The organism is Pantoea sp. EKM21T, assembly GCF_011800405.1.
Taxonomy (GTDB): Bacteria; Pseudomonadota; Gammaproteobacteria; order Enterobacterales; family Enterobacteriaceae; genus Pantoea; species Pantoea agglomerans.
Map to the genome: position 1 here is coordinate 250,873 of NZ_JAALFV010000005.1, position 17,527 is coordinate 268,399.

Sequence of the window (17,527 nt, forward strand, 5' to 3'; positions counted from 1 at the left end):
CGGTTTTAAGGAGCAGCAAATGGAATTTATTAAAGATTACTGGTGGATCCTGGTGATCCTGCTGATGGTTGGCGTGCTGATGAACGTTTATAAAGATCTGAAACGCATCGATCATAAAAAATTTATGGATAACAAACCTGACCTGCCGCCGCATCGTGATTTCAACGATAAATGGGATGACGACGACAACTGGCCGAAGAAGAAGTAAACGAAAAAGCCCCTGCTATGCAGGGGCTTTTTTATAGTTCATCACAAAGTCAGCTCTCATCAGCGTTAAGATCGAGCTTGCGCAGGGGCTTTTTACATCATCACGATAACATCATCGTCACCCGGTTTTGCGCCGCTTAACGCCTCATCAAAGTAGCGTTTTGGCACCGTATAACGCAGATGATTCAGCGCCAGCTCCATGCTGCGGTGATCGATGGCGTGCGCCAGATCGTCAACGATATCCAGGGTAACGTCGCCACCGCAGGCGGTCAGCCGATGCTCCGCCTGCTGCGCATGGTGCAGCGGGACCTGCTCATCATAATCACCGTGGATCAGGTGGATGGTGGTGCGGGTACTGGCCTTCTCCGGCAGGGTAATAAACCGGCCATTAAACACCACCGCGCGGCCCGCCAGATCCGGATGCGCCTTAACCCCTTCCAGCACCATACTGCCGCCCTGCGAAAAGCCGATTAAGGCTGTCGCTTCCGGCCGCACGCTGCTCTTTTTTTGCCAGTGACGCACAGACCCAACAAACTGCGGCATGGCCGCATCAACCCGCTGCTGGACGGTCTGATCGTGCAGGTCGGTTTCGCCGAACCACTGACGACTCGCACCAGGCGAGCCGACGGACACCACCAGCGCGTCGGGAAACGTTCGGGCAAACCAGTTGCCAATCTCGCCCATTGAATCCGGGTTATCGCCAACGCCATGGTAGAGCAGAAACAGCTGTGCTGTGGTGGCAGGCTGTTGAACGATTACATATTTCAGTGTCATGTTGACCTCCTGTGTTCACTCTACGCCGCCTGGCATAAAATCATATGAGGATAATTTGAACCAGCTGGTCGAATTATTTCAACGGCAGGTGCAGCAAGGCTGCATCAACGCCCAGTGTCTGGAGGGCCGCTGCCGCCTGCTGACGCAGCGCTGCGACTAGCGCTTTGCGCCCACTCACTCCCGCCTGCTGGGCCAGTTCGCCCAGGGCTGTGGGTGTGGCCACCGCCGCAGCCAGCAGCGGTACAGAGGCTGAACTGGCCTGCACCAGACGCTGCAACACCGGCAGGCTCGCTTCCAGTGGCCGCTGCGCCCAGGCAAAACCCGCCGCCAGACGAATATCCTGCGCGGTCAATCCGTCGTCAGTAACCTGATCAAACTGCAGTTCCAGTGCGATATGCTGGCGCAACAGCGGCCAGTCTCGCGCCAGCTGTTCTGCCGCGCGGTGCTGCAATGCCTCACCCGCAGCAGAACAGGGCAACATGGCCATCGCCGCGTAGCAGCCGCTGCTGGCTTCGCGCTGACTGCCAATCCGCACCAGGCTAAAGCCACAGGCGCGCCAGAACGCCCAGAGAGATTCAGTGTAGCCGAAGCTGACGGAGAGGTAGTCATATCCGGCTGCCGCACTGGCCGCTGCCGCAACCAGCTGCTGTCCGGTTCCCAGACGACGCCGCTCCGCCGCCACGGCAATACGGCTGATGCGCAGCGAGCGCAATGTCGCCGCCTCAGCCAGACCAGCGTGGGCTGCCAGCGACTGCGCCACCAGATTCCCGCGGGGTCGCCGGGTGCCCGCCCAGACCGCCTGTGCCAGTGCAGGTTCAAGACCGCCCTCTTCCACCAGCCAGAGCGCGCCCTGTAACGCCGACGCGTCGCCGGCCCGCCACAGCTGCATGCCCGGAGCATCCAGCAGGCGGCGCAGATCAAGTGGCGAGGTACGATAGTGTGCACTGGTCAGCAGACGATACGCGGCCTCCAGCGCGCTGAAATCGTGGCGCTCAACACGATGAGGCGTTACAGGAGAATCGGGTGCGGTCGCGGCGGCATCGTCAAACAGCAGCGCCTGGTTCAGCCACTGCTCCAGCGGATCGAAACGCGACCAGCGCAGCGGCTCATCGAGCGTAAAATAGTATGCATCAGGAAGCCCGGCGCAGAATTTAAGGATAAACCCGCGCCCGCTTCCTTCGTAGCCCTGTACGGTGGTGGTGAGCAATACACGGGGATATCGACTGACCAGCGCCTGCAGCAGCGGTGCCGGGATCGCCGCCGCTTCATCCACAATCAGCCATTCCGCCTGCGGTGGCGTCTCCAGCGCCAGCAGCGCATCGGGTGCCATAAAGTGAAAGGCATCAGCGGCGAAGGTGCTCAGCACCTCCGTTGAGGCTTTGGCCGGAGCCGTCACCAGACAATGTCCGTTCAATCGCGCCAGCATACCCGCCAGCGCCGATTTACCGCGTCCACGGGGCGCGGTCAGCACGGCAACCCCCGATGGCAGCCTCATCAGCTGATCGAGTATCGCCTGCTGCTGCTGCGGTGCCTGACAGTGCCACTGCGGCCAGTCCGGCTGCGCCGGAAACCGGCATGGCTGATGCTGCCGCTCCAGCAGCACCTGGTCATCCGCTAATATCAGCTGTTGCAGGTGGTGAACAAAATAAGGGGTGGCGATGGGTTCAGCGACATCGGCCCAGCGCAGGCTGTCGCTGTCAGGCTGCTGCGCCCACTCTTCCCAGGGCGGCACCAGCAGTAACAGCCAGCTACCGGCGGTGAGCGTGCCAGCCAGCGCAGCGAAAGCGTCGGCATGAAAGCCCTGACGGGCGTCAAACAGAGCATGACGAAATTCACGGCCAAGCAGCGTGCGCACCGCAGCAGGCTGTTTGTGCAGGACCGGCGTTTTATACTGACCCGGCCCTTTATCCGAAGCAGAGAACAGCGGTTCCGGGCTCAACGCCAGCCAGTCGCCGGTCAGCGTTTCACGCCACGCCGCAGCCCGTAGTAAACACCAGGCCGGGTCGCCGCTGATCACCGCCAGACGACGCACACCGGCCTGCTGCATAAGCTGCGTAAGAGGCTGCAGACTCATCAGTTGCTGGCGAAGGTGTTGCACTGTCCTGGATTGCCACCATCAAACCCGCGCTTGAACCAGGTGTAGCGCTGCTCAGACGTGCCGTGGGTGAAGCTGTCCGGCACTACGCGGCCCTGACCTTTCTGCTGCAGGCGGTCATCGCCAATTGCCTCGGCGGCATTCAGCGCTTCCTGCAGATCGCCCGCTTCAAGGATATTTTCCTGCTGCATATAGTGTCCCCAGACACCGGCAAAACAGTCCGCCTGCAGTTCCATTTTGACGGAGAGCTGATTAACCTGCGTCTGGCTGGCACCCTGCTGCATTTCACGCACTTTCGGTTCAATACCCAGTAGTTTCTGGACATGGTGGCCAACTTCATGCGCGACGACGTAGCCCTGGGCGAAGTCACCGTCCGCGCCAAGTTTGGTTTTCATCTCGTCATAAAAAGAGAGGTCGATGTAGACGGTCTGATCGGCAGGACAGTAGAACGGCCCCATGACTGACTGTCCGGTACCACAGCCAGTGCGGGTTGCGCCGCGATACATCACCAGCTTCGGTGCCACATACTGTTTGTTCATCTGCTGGAACAGTTTGCCCCAGGTGTCTTCCGTGGTGGCCAGGATCACCTTCGTAAATTTCGCAGCCTCATCATCATTGGCGCTGACGCTGCGCTGTTGCTGCTGGCTGGTCGGTGCAACTTCGCCGCCTGTCAGCAGTGCGGTCAGGTCGTAACCGTAATAACCCGCGATGGCCACGACAATCAGCAGCACAATACCGCCTTTACCGCGCGGCAGACGAATCTGGCGGCCTCCGCCGCCTAAACCGGACGATTGATCGCGACGGTCTTCTACATTGTCGCTTTCGCGACGCCCTTGCCAGCGCATGCTGTATTCCCTCAGTCATTTTTTCAGATGGCATGATTTTAGTTGTGTGAAGCAGCAATCACCAGCTTTACCCTGAAATGAAAAAAGGAGAGCCGGGGCTCTCCTTTTTCTTTCTGCGCGGCAGGCAAACTCAGTCGAGCTTCACGCCCAGCCGCTGTGCAACCGCTTCATAGGCTTCCACCACGCCGCCGAGGCTCTGGCGGAAACGGTCTTTATCCATTTTATCCAGCGTCTCTTTGTCCCACAGGCGCGCACCGTCTGGCGAAAACTCATCGCCCAGCGTCACTTCGCCGTTAAACAGACCAAACTCCAGTTTGAAGTCGACCAGAATCAGACCCGCATCGTCGAACAGTTTGCTCAGCACGTCGTTGGCTTTAAAGGTCAGCTCCTGCATCCGCGCCAGGTTCTGTTTGCTGACCCAGCCAAAGGTTTCGCAGTAGGATTCATTGACCATCGGGTCATGCTTTGCATCATCTTTCAGGAAAAGATCAAACAGCGGCGGATTGAGCACAATGCCCTCTTCCACGCCCAGACGTTTTACCAGCGAGCCTGCGGCGCGGTTACGTACCACGCACTCTACCGGCACCATCTCCAGCTTCTTCACCAGCGCTTCAGTATCTGACAGCAGCGCTTCCATCTGGGTCGGGATACCCGCTTCCTGCAATTTAGTCATGATAAAATGGTTAAACTTGTTGTTAACCATTCCCTTGCGATCAAATTGCTCGATTCGGGCGCCATCACCTGCTGACGTATCGTTGCGGAATTCGAGTATCAGCAGATCCGGATTATCGGTGCTGTATACGGTTTTCGCTTTACCGCGATACAACTCAGCTCGCTTTTGCATCTTGTTCACTCCAGACTTGAAATAACGGGTGTTCAGCGGCCAGTGCCGCTGCGGCGATTGCCTTGACGCAATCGTTTACTTCGCCGCGCGCTATTATGCCAAAAACAAAATAAAAAGGCCGGAGAATCTCCGGCCTGGGGCAACTTTATTTGTTCAGCGCCGCCTGGAACACGGCCACCAGCGCATCGTTCTGCGACTGGGTCAGCACATGCCCTTTCGGGTCGATGAATTGCAGACTGGTGCGGTTGTCGAGATCGCCGACCTGCACTTTGTAATCACCGTTTGGTAATTCCGGATCTTTCGCACCGACTGAATCCCAGTCGCTGCTGCTCAGTGACTTGTAGGTCACCTTCATGCTGCCGGTTGAGCGGGTCGTGTCGGTCACTTCCATCCCGACGCGTTTCATTGCATCAGGCAGACGCTGCCATGCCACGTTGTATGGCGTACGCAGGATCAGCAGTGGCAGGCCGGTATCATCTGCACCGCTCTGCACATCAATGGCCCCGTTCACCCGACCAGAGGCCGCGTTTTCACTCGCCGTATCAATCTTGTCCATACCGGTGCTGATGTCATTCAGCATCTGCGCGGTGTAACGCTGGATCTGCACAGGTGAGGTAATGGTTTTACCATCCTGCTGCAGCTCCAGCAGACGAACGGTTAACTGCTGCTGATAGCTCTGCGACTGCACGCTGATCTGGTAGCGGCCACGATACTGCTGATCTTCATCAGCACGGTTCCACTGCACCCAGTCCGTCGTCAGCTGCTGGCCTGCGTCATTACGGGAGGCAATCGGGAATTTGTATGACTGCACCACGTTGACGACCTGCGACCAGACTGAACCGCGGCTGTTATCAATCATCAGCGCGCCGGTATTGTTGCTGAACTGTGCGCGGGTGCCGTTCATCAGCGCCAGCGGCTGGGCTGGCGGACGGATGTCGAGCTGCTTGCCGGTGGGTGCCTGACTGGTCGTGCGCGGCACGTCGAAATCACCACGCTGCACCGGCAGGATCATTCCGGCAGGCGCTTTCAGTTCATTTAACTGACTGGCTTCAAGATAAGATTCGTCACCGCTGACCTGGCGCTTATAACGCTGATCGCTTGAACAGGCCGACAACAGCATCAGGGTAGAAAGCCCCACCACTGTGGCTACTGTTGACCGCTTTACTGAGTAATTCATTCAAACTCCCTAAATTATCGCAAACCCGCTTTCACCAGCGCCTGCTCCACTTTCGGCTGGCCGGCTGCAGTCAGTGGCGTCATTGGCAGACGCAGCGTGTCGTTAGCGATTAATCCTAGCTGTTTCGCAGCCCATTTCACCGGGATAGGATTGGGTTCACAGAAAAGCGTCTGGTGCAGATGCATCAGACGCTGATTCAGGCGGCGTGCCTCGACGAAATTGCCCTGCTGTGCGAGTTGACACAGTTCGACCATTTCGCGCGCAGCCACGTTGGCCGTCACCGAAATAACGCCTTTGCCGCCCAGTTGCATAAAGTCCAGCGCAGTCGCGTCATCGCCACTCACCAGAATGAAATCTTCATTAACCAGCTCTTGGATCTGACTAACCCGCGATAAGTTCCCGGTTGCCTCTTTGATTCCGATAATATTTTTGATTTCGGCCAGGCGGGCAACGGTTTCCGGCAGCATGTCACAACCGGTACGCGAAGGAACGTTATACAGCATCTGTGGCAGGCTGGTGCTATTCGCAATCGCTTTAAAGTGCTGGAACAGCCCTTCCTGCGTCGGACGGTTGTAATATGGGGTCACGGTCAGGCAACCCACAACGCCGGAATTTTCAAAACGCTTAGTCAGAGAGATGCCTTCAGCGGTGGCGTTTGCCCCGGTTCCGGCAATCACCGGAATACGGCCATCGGCCAGCTCCAGGGTCAGCATCACCACATCACCATGTTCTTCATGGCTCAGGGTAGCAGATTCGCCTGTGGTGCCGACGGAAACGATCGCCGCGGTGCCGCTGGCGACGTGATAATCAATCAGTTTTTTCAGACTCGACCGGCAGACATTACCGCTGTCATCCATTGGCGTAACGAGTGCAACAATACTTCCCGTAAACATTGGCGATCCCCTCGACAAACAAGTGCTTCATGGTACGTTTTACACTTAGGGAAAAGCAAGCCAGCCACGCCATTCCCGCGCTTGTCAGCAGTTTTTTTTATGTTTACCTTATGGTTATTAGCGAAAGCAGAGGAAAAGCCATTTTGCCGCAATCTCAGCCCCATCATCTGGTGATCACCGCGCTCGGTGTTGACCGTCCGGGTATCGTCAACACCATTACCCGACACGTCAGCAGCTGCGGTTGCAATATTGAAGATAGCCGTCTTGCCATGCTTGGGGATGAGTTCACCTTTATCATGCTGCTGTCGGGCAGCTGGAACGCGATCACACTGATTGAATCGACCCTGCCACTGAAAGGGGCAGAGCTGGAACTGCTGATCGTCATGAAGCGCACCAATGCCCGGCTCCGTCCGCCGATGCCCGACACCGCGTTCATTCAGGTTGAGGTGGCTGATTCGCCGCATATTATTGAACGCTTTACCGATCTTATCGATAAGCATCAGATGAATGTGGCCGAACTGGTGTCGCGCATTACACCAGCGCAACACAATTTGCCCCCTACGCTCTATATTCAAATGACCGCTCACAGTCCGACGCGAACCAGTGGCACCCCGTTTGAGCAGGCGTTTAATACCCTGTGTCAGGAGCTGAATGCTCAGGGAACGCTGCGCCTTTACAGTGTGTCAGATGCCGACAGCAGCGAATCTGTCAGCGCGGTACGCTAAGCTTTGGTCAATTAACCGGAGTTATTTCTCCACATTACTGCCACTGAAAGGTGACCGGCTATGTGGTGAAATACCCCCTGATGGTAATTTTCCCTCTGGCCGTTTCTGACCGGATGGTGTATTACCCACAGCCTGAATAAGAAAATGGAGAGATGTAATGAATCCACTGAAAGCCGGAGATACTGCACCCGCATTTAGCCTGCCCGATCAGGACGGCGAACACGTGAATCTGACCGACTTCCAGGGACAGCGCGTTCTGGTGTACTTTTACCCGAAAGCGATGACACCAGGCTGCACCGTGCAGGCGTGCGGTCTGCGTGACAACATGGATGAGTTGAAAAAAGCGGGCGTGGAAGTGCTGGGCATCAGCACCGACAAACCGGAAAAACTGTCAAAGTTTGTCGAAAAAGAGCTGCTGAACTTTACCCTGCTCTCCGATGAAAACCATGAAGTCTGCCAGGCGTTTGGCGTCTGGGGTGAAAAAACGTTTATGGGGAAAACCTATGACGGCATTCATCGCATCAGCTTCCTGATAGATGCTGAGGGCAGGATCGAAAAAGTGTTTGATAACTTCAAGACCTCGAATCACCACGACATGGTGCTGGATTACGTCAAGTCAGCCTGATGTTGAGGGGCGCGGTAGCCTTAACGCCGCGCCCTGCTTAGCTGCCTCTTCCCCGCCCGTTTTTATCCTGCCGTTGCGAAACACTGTGAGTTAACGCGATTACGCGGCGGCCACGATAACGCAGTTGCGCCCGGCATTTTTCGCCTCATAGAGTGCCGCATCCGCCTGTTTTAAACTGCCTTCCAGCCCGACATCCTGCGAACCATTCCAGGCCGCGACGCCGATAGACAAGGTAATGCGTCCCACGTCGGTGAGCCAGGCTTCTGCAATACCCAGTCGCACGCGCTCGGCGATAATCTGCGCCTCATCCAGCGCCGTTCCCGGCAGCAGCATCAGAAACTCCTCTCCGCCGTTGCGGCACACCACATCAGACTGACGGGCGCTGGCACGCAGCGTGCTCGCCACCTGCTGAATCACCCGGTCGCCCACATCGTGGCCCCAGCTATCGTTGACGTTTTTAAAGTGATCGATATCCAGCGCCAGCACCGAGAAAGGCTGACGTAGCGTGCGGTAGTACTCCAGTACCGCATTAAGACCACGCCGATTCAGCAACTGAGTCAGGGGGTCGGTCTGGGCTTCCGAACTCAGACGACCGATCTTATCCTGCACCAGTCCGATGCCGGTGAGCAGCGCGCGCTTGACCTGCGCCGCCTCAAAATACCAGGCACTGATGCCGCCAATCTCTTTTGATACGCCCTGCGCATCCATCCGGCTGGCTTTGCGGGCCAGCTGGAACAGTGGTCGGGCAATCAGCCGTGCCAGCCCTAACGCAACCAGCAGGGTCAGCAGTGCGAACGGCACCGAGTTCTTCAGGACTTTCATTAACAGGCCTGAAAGCGGGTTCAGCGTGACGTTAATCGGCTTCAGCGCCACCACCGTCCAGCCGGTGGTCGGCACGACGGCATAGCCCGCCAGCTGCGTCGACTCACCTGCACCCGCAAGCATCAGCGAGCCATTGGTCTGCTCGTCACGCGGACTGACGATGGCGGGCAGAACTTTACCAATCAGCTGACGATTCTGGTGATACAACACCTCATTATTACTGTCGAGCACATAGACCGTGGTGCCATCACGGTAGAATTGTTCACCCAGTAGCGCATTCAGAATGCTTTTTTTCTTCAGATAGATCGTGCCGCCGATGTAGCCCAGATAGTCGCCATCGGGACTCCAGATTGGCCAGGAGACAAACACCAGCAGATTATTGGCTGCAGAAAGGGTCGGTTTACTGATGATCGGCTGCCGCAACGTCAGCGCTTCGCGGGAGGCGTCGCTGGTGACACGCATCCCTTTCAGCGTCAGGGATTCGGGCGAGATCGCTTTGATCGCGCCCTGCTCATCCACCACAGCAACCGAGTTGAAACTGGTGGTCTGCTCACGCAGACGATTGACTTCGCTATTCAGCAGTCCTTCATTATTAAAGTCACGGCTTAGCTGATTGGCGCTGTAGTGCAACTGTGACTGCGCCAGCTGAAAAAAGATTTCACTGGTTGAGGCCAGCTTGGCGGCATAGGCCCGGTTAGCCTCAAGCGTGGTGTCAATCAGCACCTGGCGCTGCACCCGCCAGGTGGCGTAGAGCGTATTCGCGAGCGTGATAACAATGCTGACAATCACCAGCAGGGCGATCAGATTGCGCAAGTCGGCCTTGGGCCGAAAGAGCTTTAACATGGCGTCGCCGCCCCGGAGAAGAGTGTCATGTCGTGAATGCCTGATTATTTTTTTAATGTGTGCCAGAAGCCCTGATAGCCGGGCTTAAGTCTACACTGTGTCGGCATTTTTGAGCAGCATTAAGACAAATATCACCCCGCTTAATACAGATTTAGCTGGCACTAATCGATTAACCCCTGACTATCGTAAAATGGCCAGGGTCCCGAAAAGTGGCCAATCGCGCACTGATGCGTGACCATTCCCTGCATTGGCTGCCAGCAATGGAGCAAAAAGCCGGGCGGCTCCAGAATAAAGTGAGCCGGCCCCTCCGGGTGCAGATCCAGAGCCACCTGATGCGACACGCCGGGTGCGACACAGGCCAGGGTTCCGGCAAAGCGGGTCTGCAGGCTGCGATGCAGATGGCCACAGAGCACCCGCTCAACCTGCGGATGGCGGGCAATGATCGCCTCAAGTGCCTCTGGATGGCGTAACCGTTGCCGATCCATATGCGCAATGCCACAGGCAAAAGGGGGATGATGCAGCATCACCAGCGTGGGCTGATCCGCGGCCTCGCGCAGTGCCTGATCCAGCCATTGCAACTGCTGCTCATCCACCTCCCCCCACGGCTGTTGCGGTACGCTGGAGTCCAGGGCCAGCAGCCTGACGCCGCCCACGCTAAGCTGCCAGTTCAGGGTCGGCCCCGCCTGCAGGTAGGTGTGATCCGGGAAGGCAGCACGCAGTGCCTTGCGATCGTCGTGATTGCCCGCCATCAGATAAAAGGGCAACTGGAGGCGCTGCAGGGCTTCGCGCAGCGTCTGATACTCTTCCGGCCTGCCAAAATCCACCAGGTCGCCGGTAATCACCACCACATCGGGGCGCGGCTGCAGCGCGTTAAGGGTATCGATAACCTGCAGTAAAGCGGCATGGGTATCGACCTGTTTATAAGAGAGACGACCAAAGGCCTTGATATGCAGATCGCTGATTTGCGCGATGACTGTGGGTTGAACAGACACAACAGACTCCTTAGCAACTAAATTCCAGCGCGGCCTGGCGGGTCAGCGACCAGCTGATGCGCTGTCCCGCCTGCCAGATTTCGCGGGCATGACGCTCGACCTGAATGGGGTTATCCAGCCCGATATCGATCAGTAAGCGCTGCGAGGCGCCAAGAAACGTACTGCCCACCACCACACCGCGCTGGGCATAGCGGGTGTCGTCGGCCAGCAACACATCTTCCGGGCGGCAAAAACGCAGGGGATGACCGTCGGGATCGTGCGCAATGCAGTTTATGGCGCCCACAAAATCCGCCACAAAGCGGGAGGCCGGGCGCTGATAAATTCCCTGCGGAGTATCCAACTGCACCAGACGGCCCTGCTCCATCACCGCGATGCGATCGCCCAGCGCCATCGCCTCCTGCTGATCGTGGGTGACGTAAACCGCGGTGATCGCCAGCCGCTTGAGCAGCGCGCCGATCTCCAGCCGTAGTCGATCGCGCAGCCTGGCGTCAAGCGCCGCCAGCGGCTCATCGAACAACAGGACTTTAGGCCGGGCGGCCAGCGCACGTGCCAGCGCCACCCGCTGCTTCTGCCCGCCGGACAATTTATCAATCGCCCGGTGGGACAGATGTGTCAGGTCAACCAGTGCCAGCATCTCCGCGACCCGCGCATCACGCTCGGCACGTGGCACGCCCTGCACCTTCAGACCATAGGCGACGTTCTGCGCCACGTTGAGCGTCGGGAACAGCGCGTAGTTCTGAAACACCATGCCAACATTGCGTTTCTCAATCGGCAGCGCGGTGACGTTACGCTTGTCAAACCAGATCTCTCCCGGGGGATCGCTGCTATCCAGACCGCTGATAATACGCAGCAGCGTGGTTTTGCCACAGCCTGACGGCCCCAGCAATACCAGTGTTTCACCGGCGTGAACCTGCAGGTCGAGCGGATGCAGCGCCACCTGCTGATTAAAGCGACGCGAGCAGTGGCGCAGCGTCACGTTGACGGCCTCATTCATACGGTTTCCTCTCTCTGCTGCTGCGAAGATTGCCGTTCCAGCCAGTGATTACAGGCGTTGAGCAACAGCAGCAGCGGTAAAATCATCATAATAAAGATCAGGGTATAGGCGGACCCGACTTCCAGCCGCATCGAGGTGTAGCTGTCGGCCAGACCGACCGGCAGGGTTTTGGTCAGTGGCGTGTGCAGCATCCAGGTAATGTTGAACTCCCCCACCGACAGGGTGATCACCATAAATGCGCCCGCCAGAATGCCGTTGCGGCAGTTCGGGACGACCACGGTAAAGAAGCGGCGCCAGAAGCCCGCCCCCAGGCTGGCGGCGGCTTCTTCAAGGCGCGGCAGATCAATTGCCTGCATCACCGACAGCACCGGTCGGATCATAAAGGGCAAGGTAAAGAGCACATGGCCGATCAGGATGAAGAGCCAGCTGTCGCGCAACGCGCTGAACTGACCATAGAGCAGAATGATGCCCAGAGCGGTGGCGAGGCCCGGCAATGCGACTGGCAGCATCAGGCACTCCTCAATGCGGCTGGCCCAGCGTGACGGTGATTTCAGTAAGCCCCAGGCGGCTGGCACGCCAGCGATAACCGTCACCGCCAGACAACTCAGAGCGATCAGCAGCGACAGCCAGAAGGTGTCGGCATACATCTGCCACACCTGTTCCACCCACTTCAGCGTCAGGCCGCTGCGCAGGCCAGTGAAATAGTTCTGCGTGACGCCCGCCAGCATCGAGAGCACAACCGGCACAATCATAAACAGCGCGGTGAGGCTGGTGATCACCACCTGCAGCCAGAACAGCCCCCGGCGTTTCATGTCTTCTCCTTACGGCGGGCAGCCAGTCCGTTCGCCAGCATCAGCGCCAGCCAGGCAACCGCCCCCATCACCACCGAAAGCGCCGCTGCGGTGGCAAAGTTGGCGTAATTAGTGAACTCGCCATAAATGGTCAGCGGCAGCACCGCGAGCTCTGTGCCAAGGGTAAATGCGGTGCCAAAGGCGCCCATGCTGGTGGCGAAACAGAGCGCGCCGCAGGAGAGCAGCGCCGGTTTCAGCCCAGGAATGATGACGTCAATGATGATGCGCCACTGGCTGGCACCCAGCGATCGGGCGGCCTCTTCCAGCGAACGGTCCAGCTTTTCACTGGCCGCCACCAGCGTCACGATGGCGCGCGGCAGCGAAAAATAGAGATAGCCAATAAATAAGCCGCTGAGCGAATAGGCAAGGACCCAGCGCTCATGAAACAGGCTGAGACTGAGTTGCGCCAGAACACCCTGACGCCCCGCCAGCATGACCATCAGAAATCCCACCACCACGCCCGGAAAGGCCAGCGGAAAGGTCAGCAGCGCCAGCAGCGTGCCTCGCCCGGTAAAGCGCTGCCGTGCCAGAAAGCAGCCCACCACCGCAGCAATCAGCAGCGTCACCAGTGTGACCGCTGCCGAGAGCAGCACGGTATTCAGCAGGCTTTGCAGATATTGCGGCTGGCTGATTACCGTCCAGTAGCCGCTGTGGTGAGTTGTACGATCTTCCGTCATACCGATCTGCAACAGACGAGCAAACGGCAACAGCCAGAAGGCAGCAAAGAACAGCAGCGCAGGCAGCAGCATCCACGGCCAGTTTGCCCCCAGCGGCCGAAGGCGGTGGCGAACTGAGTCGCCAGCAGCAAACGGATTGATCTCTGAGAGTGACATCAGCGGATCTCGCTCAGATAACGGGCGGAGAAGCTCTTCTGCGCGTCGGCCATCTGCTGATAATCCACCGTGTGAGCGCGCGCATAGTCGCTGTCAGGCAGAAAATATTTCTTCGCTTCGGGTGACATCGCGCCCGCCCGGACCGGACGCAGCCAGGCATTAGCCCAGATCGCCTGACCGGCATCTGACAGCACGAAATCGATCACTTTCTTACCGTTGGCCGGATGCGGCGCATTTTTCACCAGGCTGATGACGTAAGGCACCGTGACCGTCCCCTCGCTGGGGATCACAAATTCCACATTGGCGTGATCTTTGTAGCGGGCGCGATAGGCGTTGAAGTCGTAGTCGATCAGAATCGGGATTTCGCCTGAAATCAGCCGGGCATAGGCGGTCTGCTTAGGCACAATCGGCTGGTTGCGTTGCAGCGCTTTGAACCAGTTGATAGCCGGGGTGAAGTCATGCAGGCTGCCGCCTTTCGCCTGATTCACCGCGACGGCTGCAACGTAGCCGACAAAGGCGCTGGCCGGATCAAGATAACCCACCATGCCTTTATATTCCGGCTTCAGCAGATCGTCCCAGGAGCGCGGCACCGGCGCGCCACCCAGCGCATCAACATTGACCATAAAGCCCATGGTACCGGAGTGCAGCGCCACCCACTTGCCAGCAGGATCTTTCATGCCTGCCGGGATCTGATCCCAGTTTGCCGGTTTGTAAGCGCTGACCACGTCTGCACTGACTGCCTGAATGCCGAAGCTGACGCCATAATAGACCACGTCGGCGACCGGATTGCTTTTCTCGGCAACCAGCTGCGCCAGCGCCTGACCCGAATTTTTATTATCCTGCGGCACATGAATGCCCGTCGTTTTTTCGATCGCCTGGAGCTGTGTCGCCCAGTCGGCCCACTCTGGCGGGCAGTTGTAGCAGATAGCATTTTCAGCCGCCTGCGCCCACGATGAGGCAAGCGTGCATCCGGCCAGCAGCGCAGCGCTGGCGATAGGTTTGAAGTTAACGGTGAGTGACATGATGTTTCCCTGAAAAAGAGCCATGAAATGCCGGGGCGACACTCTCCCCGAGACGTAAATGATGAGCCAGCAGATGGGTTTTACCGCCGACGGGATTCAGAAGCAGGTCAATGGCGCGCGCGCCCATTAGCGCAATCGGCTGCACCACGCTGGCCAGTGAAGGTGAAAGCTGTTCGCCCAGCTCAATGCCATCGAAGCCGACCACGGAGAGCTGATTCGGAACGCTGACGCCGGCACGCGCAGCGGCGCCCAGCAGGCTGATAGCCAGCAGATCGTTACTGCAAATCACCGCCGTCAGCGGCAAAGGTGCATTAATCAGCGGCAGCAACAGATGGAAATCGGACTGGATATGGCTGGGCATCTCAATCATCGCCTGCGGCGTCAGACCGGCCTGCTGCATGGCATCGCAGTAGCCGAGATAGCGCAGACGGGCGCGGTCAGATTGCTGCATAGGGCCCGCAGCCATCACGATGTGGCGGTGGCCCAGTGACACCAGATGGGCGGTCGCTTCGGCAATGGCTTTGCGGTTATCTACGCACAGCGCGGGCCATTCGTGCTGTTGCGGTACGTTGTGGGTCAGCACGAAGGGCATCTTCGCCGCCGCCAGTGTCGGCAGCAGCGCACTGCTGTCGGCATCTGCCACCGTCAGTACCAGACCGGCGACACGCTGGTGCAGCATATGTTCGACAATGGCCGCTTCCCGCTCAGCCTGATAGTCACTGGTTGCTACCAGCAGCCCATATCCCGCCAGACGAGCCTGCTGCTCCATCGCCTGTAACTGCATGGCAAAAACCGGATTGAGCAGTGAAGGCAACAGGACGCCAAGCGTGGTGGAGTGCTGGGTGCGGAGCTGACGGGCAATATGATTTGGACGGAAACCGATCTGTTCCGAGGCGGCAAGCACCTTTTGCAGCGTGCCCGGTTTTAGCAGATGAGGGTCAGAAAAGGCGCGTGCGGCGGTTGCGCGGGAGACCCCTGCCAGTCTGGCTACGCTGATTAAATCGGTCATGACTGCCTCGTGTATTGTCGATGAGATCGATCTCATTGCGACAACACTAGCGGCGTTCTATGACAGGGGCATCACAGGAATTTGACGGGCAGGTGACAGCGGCAGTGACGCCGCTGTGAGGGAATTAAAGCATCAGGAAGGCGTAACCGCTGTTTTCCAGGGTCGCAACGGTGGTGCCGCTGGAGATGGTGTGAGTGACCATCGGGTCGATCCAGTTGCGCTCAAGCTGATGAAACGCCACTGACTGATCGCAGATAGTGACCTGAACGCCCGCTTTTTTCAGTTCGCTGATCAGCTTCAGGTTCGGGTTATCGACGCCGTAGGCTTTGCTGAACTGGTCATTATTCAGCGCTGATGAAACCGCGTCGCCGTTAATTGATACCACAAATTTCAGCTGGTCGAGTGGCACACCTGCCGCATAATAGAGGTTGGTGACGCGCGCTACGCGCTCCAGACCGAGATTCGGCTTACGAATATCCCCTTCACTGCGGTTGATCTGGAATACTATTTTATTACTCAGGCCCGCTGTCGTGCCGGGTTTAAATGCAGGCGTATCGACATAATGTATTTTTCCGTAGCCTTCAATCGCTGGCGTACTCCAGAAATCAGCAGGTTCGGATTTATTATCCGCCATTTTTCCGCTGACCTTATCGAATAATTCCGGCAACTGTAAAACATTGCCTCCGATAAATCCCGCTACGGCTGCCATCACCACTAAAGCTGCTGGACGCATTAACTCTTCTCCCGATCGTTTAAAACATCAATTACATTGCCAGCCACGCGTATCCCTGGTTTTGCAGGGTTGATACGGTGGTCGGACTGGAAAGCGCATGGACTACAGATTTATCAATCCAGTTATTGGGATAGTGATGGAATGCCACGGACTGATCGCAGACCGAGACTTTCACTCCCGCCTGATTCAGCTCATTAATCAGCTTCAGGTTTGGATTTTCGATGCCATAAAACTTTTTAAAATGGGCGTTATCCAGCATGGCGGGCGTCGCGTCGCCGGTGACCGAAACGACAAACTTCAGCTGATCGGCCGGAATGCCGGAGGCGATATATAAATTCACCACGCGCGCCACACGCTCCAGTCCCAGATTGGGCGCGGTCATCGCGCCGTCGCTTCGGGTAATCTGGAAAACAATTTTATTGCTCAGGCCCGCCACCGGTTTAAACGCGGCGTCGGGCTCATAATGAATTTTGCCGTAACCTTCAATCGCCGGTGTGCTCCAGAATCCCGGGGCTTCCTGTGGCTCGGTTGCAAAATGGCGTGTCACTTTGTCATAAATCTCGCCACTCTGTGTGACAGCCGCGCCAACGACTCCGCCAATAATGGCGATTAACGCGTATGAAACAACTGAACGCATAACACTTCTCTCCGGCAAATAATGTCTGGCAGATTCAGGACTGAATCAGGTCGGCTATCTATATCACAGCGCAGGCATAATTCTCGCCTGCGTAAATTCAGGTCAGCGCGCGGCTGATAACCGCTGAAATTATTCACCTTCCGTATTAATCGAAAAGTTTCATTATGAGTAAAAAAAGGTCTTAATCAGAATGGACCTGACTCTTAGTGCTCTTCTCCCTTCGTGTGACATTAACAGGAATAAATAACAGCCAGTTGGAGCTGGAATAAGCAGGATAAAGGCGGGAGCTACGATTTAATTTATCAATGGCGAAGAGGAGATTCACGGCTCAGAGAGAGCTATTTTTTCAGAGTAGACCTGGAAAAACTCATGCCATAGTCAGTTTTTTTGAGTGAATTTACATAACTTTAAAAAAATCCGCTCACAGGCTAAATCTGCGCGGCAGCAGATTCTGCTTTATTCTGCCGAAGCGCATTGGGAATAAATGAATAAGGCGTTAATTAACCGCTCACAAACCCGGCGATACTCCGCCGGTTTTTATTCGTTTAACCGCGGTTTAAGTTGGCAGGATGTTCAGTTTTTTTCGTCAAAATGGGCGATCTTGCA

General features: G+C 57.1%; 18 protein-coding genes. 3 read left to right on the plus strand and 15 right to left on the minus strand.

The window, feature by feature from the left end; translation table 11 throughout:
- Nucleotides 1-19 precede the first annotated feature (19 nt).
- Nucleotides 20-208 carry a YpfN family protein gene (locus HFD87_RS12400; protein ID WP_003848800.1) on the plus strand — a complete coding sequence of 63 codons (189 nt, stop codon included), beginning with the start codon at nt 20-22 and terminating at the stop codon, nt 206-208.
- A 92-nt stretch (nt 209-300) separates the two neighbouring features.
- Here HFD87_RS12400 and ypfH read toward each other — a convergent pair whose 3' ends face one another.
- The 6 genes from ypfH to dapA form a co-directional block, all read right to left on the minus strand.
- Complete coding sequence (ypfH, locus tag HFD87_RS12405; protein ID WP_064690306.1) at nt 301-981, minus strand: esterase; 681 nt, start codon at nt 979-981, stop codon at nt 301-303.
- 73 nt (nt 982-1,054) lie between these two features.
- Nucleotides 1,055-3,055, minus strand: coding sequence for a tRNA(Met) cytidine acetyltransferase TmcA (locus tag HFD87_RS12410; protein WP_167423500.1), 2,001 nt, complete (start codon nt 3,053-3,055; stop codon nt 1,055-1,057).
- On the minus strand, nt 3,055-3,921 hold the full coding sequence (locus tag HFD87_RS12415; protein WP_010259999.1) for a neutral zinc metallopeptidase: 867 nt from the start codon (nt 3,919-3,921) through the stop codon (nt 3,055-3,057). The genes HFD87_RS12410 and HFD87_RS12415 overlap by 1 nt, the downstream gene beginning before the upstream one ends.
- A 130-nt stretch (nt 3,922-4,051) precedes the next feature.
- Nucleotides 4,052-4,765, minus strand: coding sequence for a phosphoribosylaminoimidazolesuccinocarboxamide synthase (gene purC / locus HFD87_RS12420; protein WP_013358686.1), 714 nt, complete (start codon nt 4,763-4,765; stop codon nt 4,052-4,054).
- A gap of 145 nt (nt 4,766-4,910) precedes the next feature.
- Entirely contained in the window at nt 4,911-5,942 is a 1,032-nt protein-coding gene (gene bamC / locus HFD87_RS12425; RefSeq protein WP_010260005.1) for an outer membrane protein assembly factor BamC, read from the minus strand.
- A 14-nt stretch (nt 5,943-5,956) separates the two neighbouring features.
- The gene (gene dapA, locus HFD87_RS12430; RefSeq protein WP_010260008.1) at nt 5,957-6,835 is read right to left on the minus strand and encodes a 4-hydroxy-tetrahydrodipicolinate synthase; all 879 of its coding nucleotides are present in this window, start codon (nt 6,833-6,835) and stop codon (nt 5,957-5,959) included.
- A gap of 143 nt (nt 6,836-6,978) precedes the next feature.
- Here dapA and HFD87_RS12435 point away from each other — a divergent pair, with 143 nt between their 5' ends.
- Complete coding sequence (locus HFD87_RS12435) at nt 6,979-7,560, plus strand: glycine cleavage system transcriptional repressor (RefSeq protein ID WP_010260011.1); 582 nt, start codon at nt 6,979-6,981, stop codon at nt 7,558-7,560.
- A gap of 157 nt (nt 7,561-7,717) precedes the next feature.
- Nucleotides 7,718-8,185 carry a thioredoxin-dependent thiol peroxidase gene (bcp, locus tag HFD87_RS12440; RefSeq protein ID WP_010260016.1) on the plus strand — a complete coding sequence of 156 codons (468 nt, stop codon included), beginning with the start codon at nt 7,718-7,720 and terminating at the stop codon, nt 8,183-8,185.
- 99 nt (nt 8,186-8,284) lie between these two features.
- Here bcp and HFD87_RS12445 read toward each other — a convergent pair whose 3' ends face one another.
- From HFD87_RS12445 to HFD87_RS12485, 9 genes are all read right to left on the minus strand, one after another.
- A complete protein-coding gene (locus HFD87_RS12445; protein WP_010260020.1) occupies nt 8,285-9,850 on the minus strand; it encodes a sensor domain-containing diguanylate cyclase in 1,566 nt (521 codons plus the stop codon).
- A gap of 161 nt (nt 9,851-10,011) precedes the next feature.
- On the minus strand, nt 10,012-10,842 hold the full coding sequence (locus HFD87_RS12450) for a phosphodiesterase (RefSeq protein WP_159227060.1): 831 nt from the start codon (nt 10,840-10,842) through the stop codon (nt 10,012-10,014).
- A 10-nt stretch (nt 10,843-10,852) separates the two neighbouring features.
- Nucleotides 10,853-11,836, minus strand: a complete 984-nt coding sequence (locus HFD87_RS12455) for an ABC transporter ATP-binding protein (RefSeq protein WP_010260026.1) — start codon at nt 11,834-11,836, stop codon at nt 10,853-10,855.
- Complete coding sequence (locus HFD87_RS12460) at nt 11,833-12,648, minus strand: ABC transporter permease (RefSeq protein ID WP_033778681.1); 816 nt, start codon at nt 12,646-12,648, stop codon at nt 11,833-11,835. Before HFD87_RS12460 ends, HFD87_RS12455 begins: the two co-directional genes overlap by 4 nt.
- Nucleotides 12,645-13,520 carry an ABC transporter permease gene (locus tag HFD87_RS12465; protein ID WP_045139763.1) on the minus strand — a complete coding sequence of 292 codons (876 nt, stop codon included), beginning with the start codon at nt 13,518-13,520 and terminating at the stop codon, nt 12,645-12,647. The genes HFD87_RS12460 and HFD87_RS12465 overlap by 4 nt, the downstream gene beginning before the upstream one ends.
- Nucleotides 13,520-14,542 carry an ABC transporter substrate-binding protein gene (locus HFD87_RS12470; protein WP_033769710.1) on the minus strand — a complete coding sequence of 341 codons (1,023 nt, stop codon included), beginning with the start codon at nt 14,540-14,542 and terminating at the stop codon, nt 13,520-13,522. The genes HFD87_RS12465 and HFD87_RS12470 overlap by 1 nt, the downstream gene beginning before the upstream one ends.
- Nucleotides 14,526-15,551 (minus strand): LacI family DNA-binding transcriptional regulator, encoded by a 1,026-nt coding sequence (locus tag HFD87_RS12475; RefSeq protein WP_167423501.1) that lies wholly within the window; start codon nt 15,549-15,551, stop codon nt 14,526-14,528. Before HFD87_RS12475 ends, HFD87_RS12470 begins: the two co-directional genes overlap by 17 nt.
- Before the next feature lie 124 nt (nt 15,552-15,675).
- Nucleotides 15,676-16,284 (minus strand): DsrE family protein, encoded by a 609-nt coding sequence (locus HFD87_RS12480; protein ID WP_010671341.1) that lies wholly within the window; start codon nt 16,282-16,284, stop codon nt 15,676-15,678.
- Between the two features lie 31 nt (nt 16,285-16,315).
- Nucleotides 16,316-16,921 carry a DsrE family protein gene (locus HFD87_RS12485; protein ID WP_010671340.1) on the minus strand — a complete coding sequence of 202 codons (606 nt, stop codon included), beginning with the start codon at nt 16,919-16,921 and terminating at the stop codon, nt 16,316-16,318.
- Nucleotides 16,922-17,527: the final 606 nt, after the last annotated feature.